This is a genomic window from Methylophaga sp. (assembly GCF_048266885.1).
Classification (GTDB): Bacteria; Pseudomonadota; Gammaproteobacteria; order Nitrosococcales; family Methylophagaceae; genus Methylophaga.
Genome location: NZ_JBLWYR010000014.1, coordinates 58,624 through 79,031, shown reverse-complemented (window position 1 = coordinate 79,031; position 20,408 = coordinate 58,624). Strand labels below are relative to the sequence as shown.

Sequence of the window (20,408 nt, the reverse complement as noted above, 5' to 3'; positions counted from 1 at the left end):
TAGGTTTAAGAACTGCAGGACAACATTGAGCAGCCAGGTTTATCTCTGGCCCAGTCAGGACGTTTGGCTGCGTAATGGTGATACTGCGGTTGTTCATCATAAGGACGGTGCATGACCTCTAAAAGTTCATGAATCTGGCTGTAATCCCCCTCGTGGGCTTTATCAATTGCTTGTTGAGATAGATAGTTGCGTAATACATATTTCGGATTAACCAGATTCATTCTGGCTTTTCTATCCTGGTCGCTGGTGCCATCCTGTTGCACACGTTGCTGATACTGACGTAACCAGATGCAGATATCTTTTTTATCTTCTTTCGATAAAGCATCTGGGGCGTAGTAAGCCTCCATCAACGGCGCTAGCAATTCTTCATCGCTGAGATCATTCTGTTCACAACTCACATCAGCTAATTTACGATAGAAAATCGTCATATCGGTTTCAGCCAATAACAGAATTTTCTGTAACTGCTGATTCAACTCATGATCACCATCACCCTGATACTCTTTTAGACCCAACTTATCGGCACGCATCTCTTGCCATTTGTTGGTATAGAGCTCGACATAATCGGTCAGAATCTGTTGTAACGGTTCAACCTCATCAATCAATGGATATATCGCGTTGCCGAGTTGCAACAGATTCCACTGGGCAATCTGTGGTTGGTGTCCAAAACGATAACGTTTACCAGTGGCATCGGTGGTGTTTGGCGTCCAGTCAGGATCGTAATTATCAATCCAGCCGTATGGGCCATAATCAATAGTCAGACCAAGTATCGATGTGTTATCAGTGTTTAATACACCATGCACAAAACCAACACGCATCCAGTGAACCACCAGATCTGCCGTGCGTTCGCAAACTTCTTTAAACCAGGCCAGATAAGTTTCTTTGGAGGGTTCGCCCAAATGTGGAAAATGATGGCGAATGGTGTAATCAACGAGTAAACGGAGATTGTCGATATCGCCTCGCGAGTTAAACAATTCGTAATTACCAATGCGCAGGAAAGAAGGCGCAACACGGCAGACAATCGCACCTGGTTCAGTTTGCGGTCGGCCATCGTAAAACATATCGCGGACTACGCCTTCACCGGTTGTGATCAGACTTAATGCACGGGTTGTGGGCACACCAAGATGGAACATTGCCTCACTGCAGAGAAACTCACGCACCGAAGATCGTAATACAGCTAGGCCATCAGCCGAACGGGAGTAGGGGGTTTCTCCGGCACCTTTGAGTTGCAACATTTGCAGCTGGCCATGAATATCCTGAACTTCACCAAGATTAATAGCACGGCCATCGCCCAGTTGTCCGGCCCAGTTACCAAATTGGTGGCCGCCGTAACACATTGCATGAGGCTGCATGCCTTCTAACACCTCATTTCCAGCAAACACATTAGCAAACTGTCTGCTTTCACAATCCACCGGTCTAATGCCTAAGTCAGTGGCCAAATCCATGGAAAAAGCGACCAGTTTAGGATCGGCGACAGGTGTTGGATTAACAAAGGTATAACATGCACCAAGTACCTGACGGCGAACATTTTCGGTATCCGGGTCGGCGGGGAGCTCCCGTACAAAGCGGTTATCGAACTGTAGCCGTGTCATTGGCGTAGTGGTGGCGTCGTTGGGATTAAATTCTTCAGTAGTCATAGTCTCTATTACAACAGATAGCAGCCGGTGAAAACACCGGCTCATAGTGATGTTATTGACTGACTAACTGACGAAGAAAGTTCCTGAAAAGAACTATTCGGTTTTATCCTAGAGCGTTACGTTGCTGCTGTAACTGGCTAAACGACTGTTCCAACTCTGCCAGTTTTTCACGTTCTTTGGCAACAACATCTGCGGGCGCCTTGGCAACATAGTTTTCATTACTGAGTTTGCCCGCTGATTGTTTGATGATTTTATCAAGTTTGCTGATTTCCTTGTCCAGACGGGCAATTTCAGCATCCTTATCAATCAAGCCTTCCAGTGGAATCAGGATTTCCATTTTACCAACCAGTGCAGTAGCAGCGGCGGGTGCTTCACCTGTCAGAAATTCAACAGATTCCAGGTTGGCTAATCGGCTGATAAAGTCGTGATTATTCTGTAATCGTTGTTTATCAATGTCAGCAGCATCCTTGAGCAGCACTGGTAATTGTTTCTTCGGTGCAATATTCATTTGTGAACGGATAGAACGAATACCGTTAATGAACTGCATCACCCATTCCATATCTGCTACGGATGTTTTATCAATTTTGCTGCTATCCTCTACCGGATAGGCTTCACGCATAATGGTGGAACCGGTTTTACCGGCTAATGGCGCAATGGTGTGCCAGATTTCTTCGGTAATAAACGGCATAAACGGATGTGCTAAACGCAGCGTGGCTTCCAAAACCCGAACCAAACTACGACGGGTGCCACGTTTGGCGGCATCACTTGCTGCATCATTATTTAATACTGGTTTGGACAGTTCCAAATACCAGTCACAATAATTATTCCAGATAAACTCATAAATGGCCTGGGCTGCCAAATCAAAACGGTAGCTGTCGATAGCGCGAGTTACATCCTGTTCAGTCTGTTGCAGTAAAGAAATGATCCAGCGATCAGCCAGGCTTAATTCAACTTCGGTGTTATCAATACCGGTATCCTGACCTTCGGTATTCATTAGTACGTAACGCGCTGCATTCCAAAGTTTGTTACAGAAGTTGCGATAACCGGCGATACGGTTCATATCAAAATTGATATCACGACCCGTGGTGGCTAATGAGGCAAAAGTGAAACGCAGCGCATCGGTTCCGTGCGGTGCAATCCCTTCCGGGAATTCCTTGCGGGTAGCTTTTTCAATTTTGGCAGCCAGCTGGGGCTGCATCATGCCACTGGTACGTTTGGCGACCAGTGATTCCAGATCAATACCATCAATAATGTCGATAGGATCCAGAACATTACCTTTGGATTTCGACATTTTCTGGCCGTGTGAATCACGTACCAAACCATGGATATAGACTTCTTTGAATGGCACATCGTCCATAAACTTAATGCCCATCATCATCATCCGGGCAACCCAGAAAAAGATAATGTCAAAACCGGTCACCAATACACTTGTCGGATACCAGGTTTTCAATGCCGCATCATCAGCCGGCCAACCCAGGGTGGAGAAGGGCCATAACGCTGAAGAGAACCAGGTATCTAAAACATCTTCATCCTGTCTCAGTGTTACAGAATCCCCTAATTGGTGTTTTTGGCGGACATCGGCTTCATCGTGACCAACATAAATATTGCCTTGTTCATCGTACCAAGCCGGAATACGGTGTCCCCACCAAATCTGTCTTGAAATACACCAGTCCTGAATGCCATCCATCCAGTTATAAAAAGTTTTGTCCCAATTGGCTGGTACAAATTTGATTTTGCCTGACTGAACAGCTTCAACTGCTGGAGCCGCCAGTACATCAGCTTTGACATACCACTGATCAGTCAATAATGGTTCGATAACAGCATTAGAACGGTCACCACGCGGCACCATCAGTTTGTGATCCTGGATGGTCTCTAGTAAGCCTAACGCTTCAAAATCGGCAACAATTTGTTTACGGGCTGCATAACGATCCAGCCCACGATATTTTTCCGGTGCATTGTCATTAATGGCAGCATCAATGGTCAGAATATTGATTTGTTCAAGGTTATGACGGCTACCGACTTCGGCATCATTGAAATCATGTGCCGGTGTGATTTTGACACAGCCACTACCAAATTCTGGGTCGACATAGTCATCACCAATAATTGGAATTTCACGGCCGACCAATGGCAGGGTGATGGTTTTGCCAATCAAGTGTTTATAACGCTCATCTTCTGGATGAACTGCAACGGCGGTATCACCAAGCATGGTTTCCGGACGGGTAGTAGCCACTACCAGATGACCGCTGCCATCGGTTAATGGATAACGGAAATGCCATAAATGGCCGGCTTCTTCTTCTGATAATACTTCCAGATCCGACACCGCTGTGTGTAAAATCGGATCCCAGTTCACCAGTCGTTTGCCGCGATAGATCAGGCCTTCTTCATGCAGTTTGATAAACACATGTTTTACGGCTTCAGACAAATTGTCATCCATCGTAAAACGATCACGAGACCAGTCCAGAGAGGAGCCAAGACGACGCAACTGGCGGGTAATATTGCCACCGGATTCGCCTTTCCAGTCCCAGACACGATCAATAAACGCATCACGACCTAAATCATGGCGGGTTTTGCCTTCAGCATTGAGCTGACGTTCCACCACCATTTGGGTGGCGATACCGGCATGATCGGTGCCCGGCTGCCACAATGTGTTATCACCTTTCATGCGGTGGTAACGGGTCAGCAAATCCATGATAGTGTTATTAAACCCATGCCCCATATGCAGAGAGCCGGTGACATTAGGTGGCGGCAACATAATGGCGTAGGGCGATCCTTTACCAGAAGGTTTAAATTCGCCGTTTTGTTCCCACTGTTGATACCAGCGTTGTTCAATTGCATCGGGATTATAGGTTTTGTCCATGCGTCTCTGCGTTTATCTGTTCGGAAAAAGAAAAGCGGGCATTATACCCGCTTAATGTGTGCCCGGTCATGAGTGAGCCGGATTGCGTTAATTGTTTATTTGATGCGTGTCGAGATGATAGCCACGATCTTTATAAAACTGATAACGAATACGTCCCTGTTTTTTGATTTCTTCATCGCCATTAATAATTTCGGCCAGCCGTTCAAACTGACTGAAAAATAGTGGCTGAGCCGGATTTAGATTGATTAATACATCCATTAATTTTGGTGGCGCGCTATTTTCATGGCTGATTAATACCGGAGCGTTGATTTCATTATCAGCTGCTAAAATCTGATGTGGAACAAAGCTATCTTGCCTGAATGCCCATAACGCCTTATCCATGGCTTCACTCTGATTCTGATCTTCAGTATGAATAAACACCTGATGACCCTGTAAATAAGCTTTTTCCGCCAACCGGCAGGCAAACTGCTGCCGGTCAAGCGGATCGGTTGTAGCTAAAATATAAAAACTGACTTTGGTCATGAACTAACTATCAGTCTTCCAGGCGGTTCAGAATATATTGCATTAATAATGGCACTGGACGACCAGTTGCACCTTTTTCCTTGCCGCCATTCCAGGCCGTACCGGCGATATCCAGATGTGCCCATTTGAACTTCTCAGTGAAACGAGAGAGGAAACACGCTGCGGTAACACTGCCAGCTTCTTTACCACCGACATTGGCGATATCGGCAAAGTTACTATCGAGTTGTTTTTGATAGTCATCCCATAACGGTAATTGCCAAGCTCGATCAAAACTGTCATTTCCTGCTTTAAGCAGATCATCAGCCAAGTCTTGATTATTGGCCATCAAGCCAGTTGCATTGCTGCCCAAGGCAACAATAATTGCACCCGTTAAGGTGGCGATATCGATAACGGTGTCGGGATCAAAACGTTCGCTGTAGGTCAGGGCATCACACAGTAGTAAGCGACCTTCAGCGTCTGTGTTCAGGATTTCAATGGTTTGACCTGACATACTTGTCACTACATCGCCGGGTTTATTGGCATCACCATCCGGCAGGTTTTCCGAGCTTGGAATAACCCCGATGATATTGATTGGTAACTGCAGTTCGGCAACGGCTTGAACGGTGCCCAATACACTGGCCGAACCACACATATCGTATTTCATCTCATCCATGCCAGGTGCTGGTTTAAGGGAAATACCACCGGCATCAAAGGTTAAGCCTTTGCCGACCAGTACGATAGGTTTGCTGGTGCCACCGCCGCCGTAATTCAGAGTGATTAGTTTTGCTGGTTCACGACTGCCGCGTGAAACCGACAGAAATGACCCCATACCTAATTCAGCGATATCGCTTTCTTCCAGCACATCAACGACAAGATTATCTAAATCTTGCCCCAATTTTATAGCTTGCTCGGCAAGGTAGGTTGGCGTGCAAATATTGCCTGGCAGATTACCCAGTTCACGCGCCAGATTCATACCTTTACCAATTGCTGTGCCAGTTTTACAAGCTTGTTCCAGTGAGTCGATATCGGCTTCGGTCGCCATGAAACCTAATCTGTTCAGCGGCTTATCTACGGGTTTGAATTGGCTTTTAGTTTGGCTGTAACGATATAAGGCTGTTTCGGTATTAATGATGGATTGACGAATTTTCCAGGCGGTACTGCGATCTTTTACCGGGGTTTCTGCTAGACAGCTGATGGCTTGGGTGGCGGCACTGTCATTTAACCATTTGGCCATCGCAATACAGGCAGCATTGAAGTCGTTTTCAGTAGTTTTTTCGAATTTGCCGCAACCAACTAGTAACACACGAGGACTGGCAATACCTTCGATATCTTGTAACAACAATGTTTGACCGGGTTTACCACTGATGTCACCGCGTTCGATAATGCGTTGTATGGTTCCATTACTAGCGGTGTTTAACGTGGCTGCTGCTGGACTGAGTTGATTACCTTCAAACACTGCGACGGCAATACAGTCAATCGACTGCGTTGGCAAAACATCTTTGGTCACAAAATACTGCATGGATTTCTCCTGTTGATGTAGATGGTTTAGACTGCGCTTTTTATTGCAGTGAACTGACTGCCTATTCTAACGAAGACAACTGAATAATGCCCGCCCTTAAACGATTATTTGTTGAGCGTTTCAGCCTGATAGACCGATATATGCTGCGAGAGTTTTTAATTTCTCTGACAGCAGTTATTGGCGTGTTATGGCTGATCTACGTGGCAACACGCTTTGCACGCTATCTGGCCCAGGCTGCGGTGGGTAATTTGCCGGCTGAAGTTATTTTCAATTTGCTTTGGCTTAATTCCTTCGGCGCGTTATCCATTTTATTGCCGATAGGCACGTTTTTGGCCGTGCTGCTCAGTTTGTCACGAATGAGCTCAGATAACGAACTGACGGTTATTGCTGCCTGCGGAATTGATGGTAACCGTATATTACGGAATGTTGTTATTTTTAGCGGTGGCATGGCGATTATCACGGGTGTTTTAGCATTACTGATTGTTCCTGATGTTTTATCTGGCCGCTATGAAATTGAACAGAAAGCCAAGATAGCCGCCAATACCACAGGTTTAGTGGCCGGTAGCTTTAAAGAAAGCCAGGATGGCGACTGGACTTTTTATTCACAACAGCTCAGTGAAGATAAAACCCATATGGAAAATATCTTCATCGAGATTCATCGCGATGAAAAGCCTTTAATTTTCAGAGCAGAACGTGGACGTTTTGATATTGAATCTGAAACTGGTGATAAATACCTGGTTTTAGAAGACGGCTATCGCTATGAAGGTAATGCCGGTGATTTGGATTTCCGCATTGCGGAATATGCAACCCATAGCATGCTTATTGAACGTGGCGAGTCGGTCCAGGTTCGTGAAAAACATAAATCCTTACCTACCTCAGTATTATGGGAACGCGGCGAACCTCAGGATCTGGCTGAAATTCAGTGGCGGGTTTCCAGCGCCGTTATGACGATTATTTTAAGTGTAATAGCCATTACTCTGGCGCACACTGGGCCCAGACAGGGACGTTATGCCGGATTTTTCCCGGCGGTATTGGTCTATGTGATTTACAGCAATTTATTAGGCGTGACCCGAGCCTGGGTAGAGAAGGGCGATCTGGCTCCTTGGATTGGCGCCATCTGGGTTCATCTTCTGATGATTGGCATTATGCTGATATTGCAAAATCGCCTAAAACTAAAACGATTCTGGCAACAACGTAAGCGACTAAAAACAGCATGATTCTGCAACGCTATATCAGTAAAACCATATTAGGCAGTACCGCTTTAGTGTTGGTGGTATTGATGTCGTTATATACCTTTATGGATTTTATTACCGAGTTGGATGATTTGGGCAAAGGCGATTATCAGCTGCTTGATGTGCTGGCCTATCTTGCTTTATCAATGCCGAAGCGTATCTATGAATTACTGCCCGTTGCTGCTCTGCTGGGTAGCGTAATTGGTTTGGGTACACTGGCCTCACAAAGTGAATTAGTGGCAATGCGGGCTGCGGGCGTATCAGTAAAAGATATCAATAAAGCAGTTTTAATTGTCGCCGGTATTCTGATGATTATTGCGGTTGTTATTGGTGAGTTCATTAGGCCAATGACTGAACAAAAGGCCATGGAAATCCAGACCGCTGCCCAAACCGGAACCGAAGGCAGTCAATCGGAATTTGGTTTCTGGACTCGCGATGGCAATCATTTCAATCATATTCAGCGCATTCATCGTGATGGTCGATTTGAAGGTATTAAGGTCTACGAATTTGATGATAAACATCAATTGCGTATTGTGACCAAAGCGAGAGAAGCCCGTTACGATAATAACGAGTGGCTGATGTTTGATGTAGTGCAAAGTACCATTGATGAGAATGGGGTAGAGGTCAGAGCCATTGAACGAGCTAAGTGGCGTTCTAAGCTCAATCCTGGCATGTTAAATGTCGTTGTGGTACCGCCTGAGTTTTTACCGGTGTGGAGCTTGATTGAATACGTTTCCTATCTGAAATCCAATCATCAGGCGGTTAATCAATATCAATTGGCATTCTGGAGCAAAATCATGATGCCGCTCAGCTCGGCAGTGATGGTGTTTTTGGCTGTGCCGTTTATCTTTGGCCCACTTCGCTCTGCGCCAATTGGTGGGCGAATTCTAGTGGGTGTGTTGGTTGGTATAGGTTTTCATTTATTCAATCAAAGCTTTCAGCACATGGGCTTGGTATTTGGTGTGTTGCCTTGGTTGGCTGCATCCTTTCCGACAATCATCTTTGCCGGTATCGGTATCTTTATGCTGCGAAGGGTAAGGTAGGGGCTGTTTATCTCACAAACGGCTTTCCTCGTGCCTTGATTAGTGCATTGTCAGTCACACCTGTGGCGGCTATGTAAAGATAAATAGACACTAATTCAACGATATATCTCGGATTTCTTTATCCAAATTATGTGCCCTAAGTAAAGTCGCAATTTGTTCGTTATGCTCTTTCACTTTTGCATTGGCCAATTTGAATGCTTCTGGATCATTATCACGAAAAGCCACCATCAGATTAACTGAGACATCTCTAAGTTCAGCGAAAATAGTAGTTAAGGCTGTTTCAGGGCGATCTGATAGAAATGCTTCGTTAGCCTTAGCAATAAGCTGATTTTCATCATTTAATGCATTAAATTTTGGAGAAAAACCTCTGAGATGCCATACATTAAACCCTCTTGGATCTCGCTTTTGTTGATATAGCTGAAAATACCTTCCAAGCATTTCTACCTGTTCATAGTAACGATGACTAATCCTGCTTACATATTGAGGAAGGTTATCTTCGGTCAGCATGCTAAATTCAGTTACAAAGGATTCTTCATTTTCCTCATTTGCCTGGACTGATGGCAAAGGCACTAACATAGCGACAAGAAGCCACAATAGTGATCTGAAAGATTGTTTTGATTCTCTAGCTAAGAGAAAAAAGTTTGCAGAGAGAAAGTCGAATGTCATGTTGCTCACCATTGAAAAACGTTGGCTGATTATCTGTGAGCATAATTGGGAAGTAAAGAATTGCTGGTAGTTTGAAAAACAAAAAAGGCGGTGAGAAATCTCACCGCCTTTTTAATAAAGCCCAGTAATAGTCATTACTGGTTGCCTTGTATGGCGTCCCCAAGGGGATTCGAACCCCTGTTACCGCCGTGAAAGGGCAGTGTCCTAGGCCTCTAGACGATGGGGACCTAAAACTGTTTTCTTTCGTTTCCTGGTGGAGCTAGGCGGGATCGAACCGCCGACCTCTTGCATGCCATGCAAGCGCTCTCCCAGCTGAGCTATAGCCCCCGAAAGGAAGCGCATACTATAGGGATTGAGTTTTTCAGTGTCAACAGAATATTTCAATTTATTTACATGAAGTGACGTTGGTCATACGGAGAAACACGGACAGTTAGTGGTATCTGAATAGCTTCGATAAAGCTAAGTTATTGATGAATGGTAAATATATTGTTTTCGAGCTACTTAATTAGATAGGAGATTTGATGAAAGCCCATTTCTATGCGATAAATTGGCAGTTATTAATTGAATGGAAATGGCCGATTTTTCGGTCATCAAGTCTGCTCGGGGATGTTGATGCGCAAACTGGTAATTATATCTGCAGGTTTTATTTCCTGTTTTGCACCTCTTGTTTTCGCAGAGCCTTATCATGTGCCTAGTCATTGCCCGCGACCGGATGCTAACTTTTTTCTCCCCGAAGATTCACTCACTGATGAGAGTGAAGTAGATGTTCAAGCGGACACCGCTCAGCTGGTTGATTTAGGAACGTCGGTTTTCACCGGCAAAGTAGATGTCCGTCGCGGTGGGCAGCAACTCAATGCTAACCGTGCAACTTATAATCAAACCACCGGTAAAGTAACTGCTCAAGGTGATGTGCGTTTGCGCGATAGTCAGATGTCAATATTTGGCGATCAGGCGGAATGGAATCTTGATGCAGATCGTGGCACGTTGATTGATGCTGAATATCAAATGAAACAGATGAACGCACGTGGAGAAGCGAGTCATGTGAATCGTCAAGGTCTGCAGTCCACCCAATTAAAAAATGCCACGTATACCACCTGTATGGAAGATGACGATTTCTGGAAGTTAAAAGCCGGAGAGGTCAATCTAGATCACGAAGAGGGTGTTGGCCGAGCCTATGATGTTGTATTACGTATCAAGGATGTTCCAGTTTTTTATACGCCTTACATTAGCTTCCCACTGAGTGATGAACGTAAGTCTGGTTTTTTACTGCCCTCAATTGGTAGTTCGAATGAAACTGGGTTTGATGTTAGTACGCCGTATTATTGGAACATTGCTCCAGAGATGGACGCGACGCTGACACCACGTTATATGTCTGATCGTGGCTTAATGCTAAATGGTGAGTTTCGTTATCTCACATCACAATCAGAAGGCATAATTGATGCTGGCTATTTGGGCAGTGATAGTTTGCGTCAAAACGGTGATGAAATTAATCCCAATTACAATGAAGACCGCAAACATTTTTCGTTTCAACAAGATGGCCGATATGGTAATCGCTGGCGTACATTAGTTGATTACAACTACGTATCTGATCGAGATTATCTAGAAGATTTCAGTGGTAATTTAAGCTTAAGTAGTACAACGCATTTAAACCGCTTACTCAATGTGAATTATTACGGCGATATTTGGCGGTTTGGTGCGAGAGTTCAGGGTTATCAGAGTCTTCTAGAAGAGGTCGAAGATCCTTATCAGCGACTGCCTCAACTGACGCTCCAAGGATTATTGCCAGACCAAGCATATGGTCTTAGCTATGAATTTAATTCTGAATTTACGGCTTTTGATCATGATGAGCTTGTGACCGGTCAACGCTTAGACTTGGAGCCAGGTGTTAGCTTACCAATGGGCACTGCCGGTTTTTTTGTCACACCTAGAGTAGCGATAAAACAAACTAATTATTCTTTGGATAATCTGAGTGCGCAAAGCCAGTTTGAAGACAGTTCCATTAACCGCACCTTGCCAGTAGTCAGTTTGGACAGTGGATTGATTTTTGAAAGACCGCTGAGTTTTGCGGGGAATAAAATGATCCAAACGTTAGAACCGAGGGCCTTTTATCTCTATATTCCATATCGCGATCAAGACGATATTCCACTTTTTGATACCAACTTACGTACCTTTGGTATGGGCAGTATGTTTAGTCATGATCGTTTTACTGGGCCAGATAGAATAGGTGATGCTAACCAAGTAACTGTTGGCTTAACCAGTCGATTTATCAATGAAGAAACCGGTCGCGAAAAACTGAGAATGACATTGGGGCAGATTCAGTACTTTTCGGATCGCAAAGTCAATTTAAGACAAGATGCTAGAGAAACCACTTCAGACTCAGACTACATCGCTGAAGCCGTTGCTAGCATCACCAAAGAATGGGCGTTGGCAGGACAAATTCAATGGGATCCCGATAGCACAACGTCTAATATGTCGTCTTTGCAGTTACGCTACCGCAATGAAAATGGGGGAGTATTTAATATTGCCCATCGTTATCGTCGTGATGATGGTGTAAACCAGTTTCCATTAGAACAGGCTGACATATCGGGAAGTGTGCCGATTAATGATCAGTGGAGCCTTATCGGCCGTTATTATCGCTCTTTAATGGACAATACAACCTTAGAAGCCTTAGCAGGTGTTGAATACCACAGCTGTTGTTGGGCAACACGTATGGTTTTCAGAGACTACATTAACGATATTGATGCCGACAGCCGCAATAAAGCCATTTATTTTGAAATTGAATTAAAAGGTCTAGGCCGTTTTGGTAAAAAATCAGAAAGCCTGCTTGAAGACAGCATCCGAGGATATGAATAAATCTCAGCTGCTAAATTCAACTTCTAACGAGATAGTTTGTCTGTAATCCGGATATCTAGTTTTATATGCTTTAGGTCTGAGCTGCTTTGAAACGCTATAATAAAGACCATCAATTTACGGAGTTTGTATAGTTCATGATTAAATATTTGCTTGTCGGCTTATTGCTTGCTAACAGCGTATGGGCAGCGCCACTTGACCGTATTGTCGCTGTCGTTAATAACGAAGTTATTTTAGATAGTGAACTCGTTGAAATGGAACAAACAGTCCGTCAGCAACTTCGTCAACGTGATGCCGCCATTCCATCTTCAGAAATATTACGCCGCCAAGTTCTTGAACGCCTAATCATGCAACGGTTGCAAATTCAACGCGCAGAAATGTCTGGGATTCGGGTTGCCGATGATGCTTTGAATGCCGCTATTAGACAAATCGCAGAAAATAATAATTTAACCTTACGTCAGTTCCGTGATGCCTTAGAAAGCGATGGGTATGACTTTACTGAATTTAGAGAAACCATTCGGGAAGAAATGGTTATTAATCGTTTACGAAAAAGTGAAGTTGAAGATTCAATTGTTGTTTCAGAACGGGAGGTAGACAACTTTTTAGCCACCCAAAATCTGCAAGGCGATTCAGAGCAAGCATTTAGATTGTTACATATCTTAGTCGGTATTCCTGATGCGCCTACACCAGAACAAGTACAAGCCGCTGAAGAGAAGCTAGCCGAAATCCAGGATTTATTGGATCAGGGTGCTGACTTTGCTGAAGTAGCAGCAGGGTATTCTGACGGTCAAAATGCGCTGGAAGGTGGCGAATTAGGCTGGCGCAAACAAGCTGAATTACCAACTTTATTTGCCAGTGCAGTCCCAAATTTAGCTGTTGGTGAAGTCAGTGATGTTATTCGTAGCGGAAGTGGTTTTCATTTGGTTAAACTTGCTGAGAAACGTAGTGAAGAAACCCATCTCGTTAAACAGACTAAAGCTAGCCATATTTTAATTAAGACCAATGAACTGATAACCGACGACGCTGCTGAAAGTCGGCTTAATCAACTACGTGAACGAATTTTAAACGGTGAAGATTTTGCTGAATTAGCCAGAGCACATTCAGAAGACACTGGTTCTGCAATTGAAGGCGGGAGCCTTGGATGGGCAAGCCCAGGAGTCATGGTGCCGGAATTCGAAGAAGTCATGAATTCATTAGCAGAAGGCGAAATGAGTGAGGTGTTTAAAAGCCGTTTTGGTTGGCACTTAGTCAAAGTAGAAGAACGTCGTGAACAAAATATGGCCGATGAATTTAATCGTAATAAAGCACGCGAACAACTCAAACAACGCAAAATTGAAGAAGACCTTGAAAGTTGGTTAAGAGCTATGCGTGATGAAGCCTATATCGAGTATCGTGACCTTTGAGTGAGATTCGACGAATTGCACTCACGGCAGGCGAACCAGCGGGTATAGGGCCAGATCTTTGTATTCAATTGGCTCAGTCCCCTCAAACTAATCAAATAGTCGTTATCGCGGATCCGGTTCTTCTGCAACAGCGTGCAGAAGCGTTATCGCTGCCAATAAACTTAATTCAATTTGATCCGGGTATAGAGGCCACACCAAGTGTGGCAGGATCTATTGTTTATTTACCCTGTGAATTGGCCGAAAAAGTCGTTGCCGGCCAATTAAATTCTGCCAACTCCGCATATGTTTTGAAAACATTACAAATTGCGTTAGATGGTTGCCTTGATGGCAAGTTTGATGCCGTTGTCACAGCACCTGTTCATAAAGGTGTGATCAATGATGCCCAGGTTCCTTTTAGTGGCCATACTGAGTTTTTTGCTGATGGTTCTGGGGTAAATAAAGTTGTCATGATGTTAGCAACCCCCGAACTGCGTGTTGCTTTAGCAACCACACATTTACCGTTACGCGATGTAAGTGATGCCATAACACAGGAAAGCTTACTGAAAATTATGCAAATTCTGGCTGACAGCTTACAGCATAGTTTTGGCTTAAAGCAGCCGAGAATTGCCGTTTGTGGTTTAAATCCTCATGCCGGTGAAAGCGGGCATTTGGGTACAGAAGAGCAAACAGTCATCGAGCCAGCGATAAAATATATGCAGGATAAAGGCTATGATTTTACTGGTCCTTGGCCAGCAGATACGATTTTCGTGAAATCGCGTTTAGCGGATTATGATGCGGTCCTGGCGATGTATCATGATCAAGGCTTGCCCGTATTAAAACATCAAGGCTTTGGTGATGCCGTTAATATCACGCTGGGTCTTCCCTTTATTCGCACCTCGGTTGACCACGGTACCGCTCTCGATCTTGCCGGCACAGGAAAAGCCAGTGCAACGAGCCTCCAGGCAGCAATCAATATGGCTGAAACAATGTCGCAATATAAAAATATTCTATGAGTGAGCAACGAACTTATCCAAAAGCACGTAAACGTTTTGGTCAGAATTTCTTACATGATGAAGCTGTAATTGCCGATATTATCGCCGCGATATCTCCGCAAAATGATCAGCATTTAGTCGAAATTGGGCCGGGACGGGGCGCATTGACTACGTACCTACTGGAGGATGCAGGACGTTTAGATGTGATTGAGTTGGACCGGGATTTGGTACCAATACTCGAAAATCAGTTTAAACAAGCAGCTAATCTACATATTCATCAGGCTGACGCACTGGAATTTGATTTCAAACAATTGCAGCAGAACGATGAAAAATTAAGAGTGATTGGCAACCTGCCATACAACATCACTACGCCTTTATTGTTTCACTTGCTTGACCAAGCAACACTGATTGAAGACATGTGTTTTATGCTACAACGAGAGGTCGTAGAGCGCATTTGTGCCGCACCTGGCAATAAAAGTTATGGTCGTTTGAGCATAATGATTCAATATCAGTGTAGGGCTGAACAATTATTTATTGTGCCTCCAACTGCTTTTGATCCACCCCCTAAAGTGGAGTCAGCGATCATTTATTTACAGCCAAGACAGCAGTTTTTGGGTGGCGATGTATGTATTAAAACATTAGGTAGTTTAGTAACACAGGCATTTAGTCAGCGTCGAAAAACCATCGCTAACACTTTGAAAAATAGTGTTTCCCTGTCGGAGTTAGAGGCACAAGGCATAGACCCAAAACAAAGACCGGAAACCCTGACTGTAGAGCAATATGTCGCTTTAGCTCAATCCATTAGTGCTTAAAATAAGTAGATGCTATATAAGTAAAAGCTTAATTGCTGATTTAGCAAGACTTTAGAAGCCGTTCACAAAAAATCGATCATGGCAGATGGCCCTCATGTTTTACTGTCTTGACACACTGTTTTTGCTGTAGTTAGATACACACAACCAATGAGACGCGCCGAGGTGTTGTGTGTCCTTTGGGACTTGAACACATAATATATAAACGACACGAGGAATTAAGCTGTGAATAAATCTGAATTAATCGATGCAGTTGCTGCGGCCGCAGACATTTCAAAAGCAAAAGCGGCTCTGGCTGTTGACGGTGTGACTTCTGCAGTCACAAAAGCGTTAAGCAAAGGCGATCAAGTTACTCTGGTAGGTTTCGGTACTTTTTCTGTTCGTGAGCGTGCTGCTCGTACCGGTCGCAACCCACGCACCGGCGAAGAAATCAAAATTGCAGCTGCTAAAATTCCTGCATTTAAAGCTGGTAAAGCTCTTAAGGATGCTGTAAACTAGTTTCTTTTTTCTGGGGTGCTTAGCTCAGCTGGGAGAGCATCGCCCTTACAAGGCGAGGGTCGGGGGTTCGAACCCCTCAGCACCCACCAGGAATATCAGGAGCGGTAGTTCAGCTGGTTAGAATGCTGGCCTGTCACGCCGGAGGTCGCGGGTTCGAGTCCCGTCCGCTCCGCCAATACAAAAGAAGGGCGCATTCTATGCGCCTTTTTTTTTGCTTAAATTAACCCACATTCGTGAAGAAGGTTCACTGCTATGTTGCATTTCATACGTGATCGCGCCCAAGGTTGGATTGCTTGGTTTATCGTTGGTTTAATCTGCATTCCATTTGCACTTTGGGGGGTGAACTCATATGTCACTGGCCCAAGTGATACCGTAGTCGCTACAGTAAATGGTGATGACATCACCAGCACTCAATTAACACAAGCTGTTCAACGTTACCGAGAACAAATGCGACAAATGATGGGGGATGAGTTCAATCCCGAAATGTTCGATAACGCTGAAATTCGTCTTGCCGTTATAGACGATCTGATTGAACAACAATTAATTCGCTCAGCAACTGATGAGCTCGGTCAACGAATAAGTGACCGTCAAATTGCTCAATTCATACAACAGACTCCCGCATTTCAACAGGATGGTAAATTTAATAGTGAGCAATACCAAATGGTATTGGCTCGCGCTGGATTTAGTCCTGCATCCTATGAAGCAACGTTACGCAATGATCTTCTCGGTCAGCAACTTATCCAAAACATCGAAGGCAGTACGCTCGTTTCTCAAGTGGAAATCGAACGATTATTAAAACTAGAAAACCAGCAGCGCGAAATCGCTTATGGCGTGGTTAAGCTAGAAGATTTTCTGAGCGAAATAGAGTTGGATGAGACTGATGTTCGTGACTTTTACAACGCCAACGAGTCAAGTTTCACTTCGCCAGAGCAAGTCTCACTTGATTATCTGGAATTATCTCTCGATGCCGTTTCATCACAAATTGAAGCCAACGAAGAGCAATTACAACAGTATTTTATTGATAATAAAACTCAGTTTGTAGGGCCAGAGCAACGCACAGCAAGCCACATTCTTATCGAAGATAATGATGATGCAGAAAAGACCATAGCTGAAATTCAAACTAAACTGGATGAAGGTGAAAGCTTTGCAGAATTAGCCAAAACCTATTCAATAGATGTTGGTTCAGCAGCCTCTGGTGGGGATTTAGGACCTATTCAGCGTGATGTAATGGAAGCGACCTTTGAAGAGGCTGTGTTTGCCTTAGAGAACGTTGGTGATATCTCAGAGCCCATTAAAACGGAGTTTGGTTACCACATCATTCAATTAACGGATGTTGATCAATCTACCAATGTCGAATTTGCTGATGTGAAAGATGAGGTTGCATTGCAATACCAACGTCAACAGGCTGAAAAACAGTTTTATGATAAAGCTGAAGAGTTAGCCAATCTTACCTATGAAAATCCAGAAACACTTGATGTTGCAGCTGAAACCTTAGCGTTAGAAATTCAATCTACCGGTTCATTTACACGTAACGGCGGAAGTGGAATTGCTGAAAATAAAACTGTGGTTGAAGCGGCATTTTCGGATGATGTATTGAACCAAGAATTAAATAGTCAGGTAATTGAATTATCTGATACGAAGCTGGTAGTGGTTCGCAAAAAAAGCCATGTTGCTGCAACGTTATTACCATTTGACTCAGTGGCGCCAGCTATTACTGAACAAATTCGCTATCAACGTGCCAGTGATTTAGCCTTCATCCAGGGGGAATCTAGATTACAGGAATTAAAATCTGGAACACCAGCAATAGAGGTATTTCCTGACACATGGAAAGAAGCTGCATTTTATGGCCGTGATAGCCAAGACATCAGTGCCCAAATCTTAAATCAGGCATTCACTTTACCGAATGCTAGTGCAGCGCAATATGCTGGTTTTACAGCTGAGAATGGTAACTATATTGTGGTTGCTGTTAGTGATGTGAAACAAGGTTCAACAGATCAGATCGACCCAGAAGTACGTGATGGTTTAGTTTCAAATCTGACTCGTTTGAATGGTCGTGCAGAAATGGCAGCATTTGTTAGTTCATTACGTAGTGAAGCGAAAATTAAGATTTATGAATCCCGTATTACGTCAACGGAAGAAGAGTAATCATCTCCATAAACAAGTGAAACAAAAAGGCGCTTTAAAGCGCCTTTTTTATGACTAGCGTATCTATGACTTTGGCGCCGACGCTATCACCCCAAATATTGACTACCGTGCGGAATCGATCAAGAAACCAATCTACCGCCAGAAGCAGAGCAATACCATCTAACGGCAGGCCAACAGCACTAAGCACAATCACCATAGTGACCAGACCCGCTTCGGGGATTCCTGCTGCTCCTATAGCGGCTAAAGTAGCGGTGATAAATACAATGACCTGTTGGGTCATAGACAAATCAATACCATAGGCTTGAGCGATAAATAATACAGCGGCTGCCTCGTATAATGCAGTGCCATCCATATTGACCGTACTGCCAAGTGGTAAGACAAATTTGATGGCTTTATCACTGACCTTATTTTCGCGGGCATTTTCCATAGTTAATGGCAATGTGGCTGTTGAGCTTGCGGTGCCAAAACCGGTAAACAAGGCTCGGCTCATACCAAATAAATACGCTAAGCCTTTGCCAGCAATCAGCTGCAGTAATAAGAATAAAAAGCAAAAATGGATAAATAGCCCGGTTAAAACGGTGACCACATGCCAGCCTACCGCTTGTATCTCTCTGAATAATTCTTCACCACCACCCGCCAGACCAATACGGGCAGCTATTAAAGCAAAAATGCCGATTGGCGCGAAATACATAATCCATATCACCAACTTCATCATGGCTTCATTGATACCATCAAAAACGGCAAATACAGGTTTGGAACGTTCACCAATCGTAGTCAGCGCCATGGCAAACAATATGGCAAAAACAATAATGGGCAATAACTGCATTTCAGTTGCAGAGGCAAATAGATTTGGCGAGATCAGTGACATGATAATATCTGACGCCCCTGTTCCCTGTTTTTCCAGAATTCGCTCTGGAACAGTCGCATCTCCGAGCTCAATTCCTGCACCGGGTTGGATGATATTCACCACTACCAAGCCAATAAACACTGCAACAGCCGTTGTAAAAGCATAGTAGAGAAGGGTTGAGCCACCTAAACGGCCCAGTTTTCGAACATCACCAAGGGCGCCAATACCGCTGATTACCGAGGCTACAATCAACGGGATAATGATCATTTTTAGCGTATTGAGAAATAAATCCCCTAGCCAACCAATTTGTAATGATAGTTCACCAAAAAACCAGCCAAATAAAACACCACCGATGGCACCCAAGATTATCAGGATGAGTAATATGATTGCATGTGAGTGGGGCATGGGCTGTCCTCAATTGGCATCGGCTAATACAAAAACAGGGCTTAAAGCCCTGTTTTGATTTATGAATTAAACATCGGGTTTACTTACTTATCGCCGATACCAACGATATTGTAACCGCCGTCGACATAGGTGATTTCACCCGTTACCCCAGAGGCTAAATCTGAGCACAAGAAAGCGGCCACATTACCGACTTCTTCAATGGTGACATTACGACGTAGTGGGGCATTACGTTCGCCATAGGCCAGCATTTTGCCAAAATCGCCAATACCGGCGGCTGCAAGTGTTTTAATCGGGCCAGCAGAAACCGCATTAACACGAATACCATCCGGGCCTAAAGAGTAAGCCATATATCGGACGGTGGCTTCCAAGGCCGCTTTGGCAACGCCCATAACATTATAATTGTCGATAGCGCGTTCGGCACCCAGATAGCTCAATGTTAGTAATGAACCATTGCGTCCGGCCATCATCTCTTTACCGGCTTTAGCTAATGCAGCAAAGCTATAAGCACTTATGTCGTGGGCTGCAGCAAAACCATCTCTGGTAACGCTATCAACAAAACTACCTTGTAATTGTTCGCGTGGGGCAAAGGCAACAGAGTGAATAATGGTATCCAAACCATCCCATTGTTTGGCCAAGTCGTCGAAAACAGCATTGATTTGTTCATCGCTGCTGACATCGCATGGGAAAATTAATCCTGGATTGGAGCCACATTCTTCAGCGATTTTTTCAACGCGTGATTTGAGTTTGTCATTTTGGTAGGTAAAAGCTAATTCAGCGCCTTCACGAGCCATAGCATGCGCAATACCGGCAGCGATAGAACGCGAGCTGGCCACGCCAACAATCAATACCCGTTTACCTTGTAGAAAACCCATGAAGTACTCCAGAAATTTTAAAACCGATAAACTTACCTGATTTTAGCTGGTACTGGAAGAGGCGAGCCCTATGCATTCCCGTTATACTCGTTATTTGCATGATCTCAACTATGGATTGTTATGTTCCGATTTATTGTAGTGCTGAACTGGCTATTT

15 protein-coding genes and 4 tRNA genes are annotated in these 20,408 nt (G+C 44.2%); 10 read left to right on the top strand and 9 right to left on the bottom strand.

Annotated features, from left to right (window positions below):
• Positions 1-5: 5 nt before the first annotated feature.
• The 4 genes from ACN0V2_RS08680 to ACN0V2_RS08665 form a co-directional block, all read right to left on the bottom strand.
• On the bottom strand, positions 6-1,634 hold the full coding sequence (locus tag ACN0V2_RS08680; RefSeq protein ID WP_417550413.1) for a protein adenylyltransferase SelO: 1,629 nt from the start codon (positions 1,632-1,634) through the stop codon (positions 6-8).
• 103 nt (positions 1,635-1,737) lie between these two features.
• Positions 1,738-4,491, bottom strand: a complete 2,754-nt coding sequence (locus ACN0V2_RS08675; protein WP_417550412.1) for a valine--tRNA ligase — start codon at positions 4,489-4,491, stop codon at positions 1,738-1,740.
• Between the two features lie 87 nt (positions 4,492-4,578).
• Complete coding sequence (locus ACN0V2_RS08670) at positions 4,579-5,013, bottom strand: DNA polymerase III subunit chi (RefSeq protein WP_417550411.1); 435 nt, start codon at positions 5,011-5,013, stop codon at positions 4,579-4,581.
• 10 nt (positions 5,014-5,023) lie between these two features.
• Positions 5,024-6,511, bottom strand: coding sequence for a leucyl aminopeptidase (locus ACN0V2_RS08665; RefSeq protein ID WP_417550410.1), 1,488 nt, complete (start codon positions 6,509-6,511; stop codon positions 5,024-5,026).
• 86 nt (positions 6,512-6,597) lie between these two features.
• Here ACN0V2_RS08665 and lptF point away from each other — a divergent pair, with 86 nt between their 5' ends.
• On the top strand, positions 6,598-7,728 hold the full coding sequence (gene lptF, locus ACN0V2_RS08660; protein WP_417550409.1) for an LPS export ABC transporter permease LptF: 1,131 nt from the start codon (positions 6,598-6,600) through the stop codon (positions 7,726-7,728).
• Positions 7,725-8,786: an LPS export ABC transporter permease LptG gene (lptG, locus tag ACN0V2_RS08655; protein WP_417550408.1), complete on the top strand. Its 1,062-nt coding sequence runs from the start codon at positions 7,725-7,727 to the stop codon at positions 8,784-8,786. Before lptF ends, lptG begins: the two co-directional genes overlap by 4 nt.
• Before the next feature lie 90 nt (positions 8,787-8,876).
• Here lptG and ACN0V2_RS08650 read toward each other — a convergent pair whose 3' ends face one another.
• The 3 genes from ACN0V2_RS08650 to ACN0V2_RS08640 form a co-directional block, all read right to left on the bottom strand.
• Complete coding sequence (locus ACN0V2_RS08650) at positions 8,877-9,452, bottom strand: hypothetical protein (RefSeq protein WP_417550407.1); 576 nt, start codon at positions 9,450-9,452, stop codon at positions 8,877-8,879.
• Positions 9,453-9,603: 151 nt separating this feature from the next.
• A tRNA-Glu gene (locus ACN0V2_RS08645) sits at positions 9,604-9,679 on the bottom strand.
• 24 nt (positions 9,680-9,703) lie between these two features.
• A tRNA-Ala gene (locus ACN0V2_RS08640) sits at positions 9,704-9,779 on the bottom strand.
• Positions 9,780-10,064: 285 nt separating this feature from the next.
• Between ACN0V2_RS08640 and ACN0V2_RS08635 the strand changes: the two genes are divergently transcribed.
• From ACN0V2_RS08635 to ACN0V2_RS08600, 8 genes are all read left to right on the top strand, one after another.
• The gene (locus ACN0V2_RS08635) at positions 10,065-12,305 is read left to right on the top strand and encodes an LPS-assembly protein LptD (protein WP_417550406.1); all 2,241 of its coding nucleotides are present in this window, start codon (positions 10,065-10,067) and stop codon (positions 12,303-12,305) included.
• A gap of 134 nt (positions 12,306-12,439) precedes the next feature.
• On the top strand, positions 12,440-13,705 hold the full coding sequence (locus tag ACN0V2_RS08630) for a peptidylprolyl isomerase (RefSeq protein WP_417550405.1): 1,266 nt from the start codon (positions 12,440-12,442) through the stop codon (positions 13,703-13,705).
• Positions 13,702-14,697, top strand: a complete 996-nt coding sequence (gene pdxA / locus ACN0V2_RS08625; RefSeq protein WP_417550404.1) for a 4-hydroxythreonine-4-phosphate dehydrogenase PdxA — start codon at positions 13,702-13,704, stop codon at positions 14,695-14,697. Before ACN0V2_RS08630 ends, pdxA begins: the two co-directional genes overlap by 4 nt.
• Entirely contained in the window at positions 14,694-15,488 is a 795-nt protein-coding gene (rsmA, locus tag ACN0V2_RS08620) for a 16S rRNA (adenine(1518)-N(6)/adenine(1519)-N(6))-dimethyltransferase RsmA (protein ID WP_417550403.1), read from the top strand. Before pdxA ends, rsmA begins: the two co-directional genes overlap by 4 nt.
• A gap of 222 nt (positions 15,489-15,710) precedes the next feature.
• Entirely contained in the window at positions 15,711-15,983 is a 273-nt protein-coding gene (locus tag ACN0V2_RS08615; RefSeq protein WP_014707392.1) for an HU family DNA-binding protein, read from the top strand.
• 13 nt (positions 15,984-15,996) lie between these two features.
• Positions 15,997-16,072 (top strand) — tRNA-Val (locus ACN0V2_RS08610).
• 9 nt (positions 16,073-16,081) lie between these two features.
• A tRNA-Asp gene (locus tag ACN0V2_RS08605) sits at positions 16,082-16,158 on the top strand.
• Positions 16,159-16,235: 77 nt separating this feature from the next.
• Positions 16,236-18,128 (top strand): SurA N-terminal domain-containing protein, encoded by a 1,893-nt coding sequence (locus ACN0V2_RS08600; RefSeq protein WP_417550402.1) that lies wholly within the window; start codon positions 16,236-16,238, stop codon positions 18,126-18,128.
• A gap of 34 nt (positions 18,129-18,162) precedes the next feature.
• Here ACN0V2_RS08600 and ACN0V2_RS08595 read toward each other — a convergent pair whose 3' ends face one another.
• On the bottom strand, positions 18,163-19,380 hold the full coding sequence (locus tag ACN0V2_RS08595; RefSeq protein WP_417550401.1) for a dicarboxylate/amino acid:cation symporter: 1,218 nt from the start codon (positions 19,378-19,380) through the stop codon (positions 18,163-18,165).
• Between the two features lie 83 nt (positions 19,381-19,463).
• On the bottom strand, positions 19,464-20,252 hold the full coding sequence (locus ACN0V2_RS08590; protein WP_417550400.1) for an enoyl-ACP reductase FabI: 789 nt from the start codon (positions 20,250-20,252) through the stop codon (positions 19,464-19,466).
• Positions 20,253-20,408: the final 156 nt, after the last annotated feature.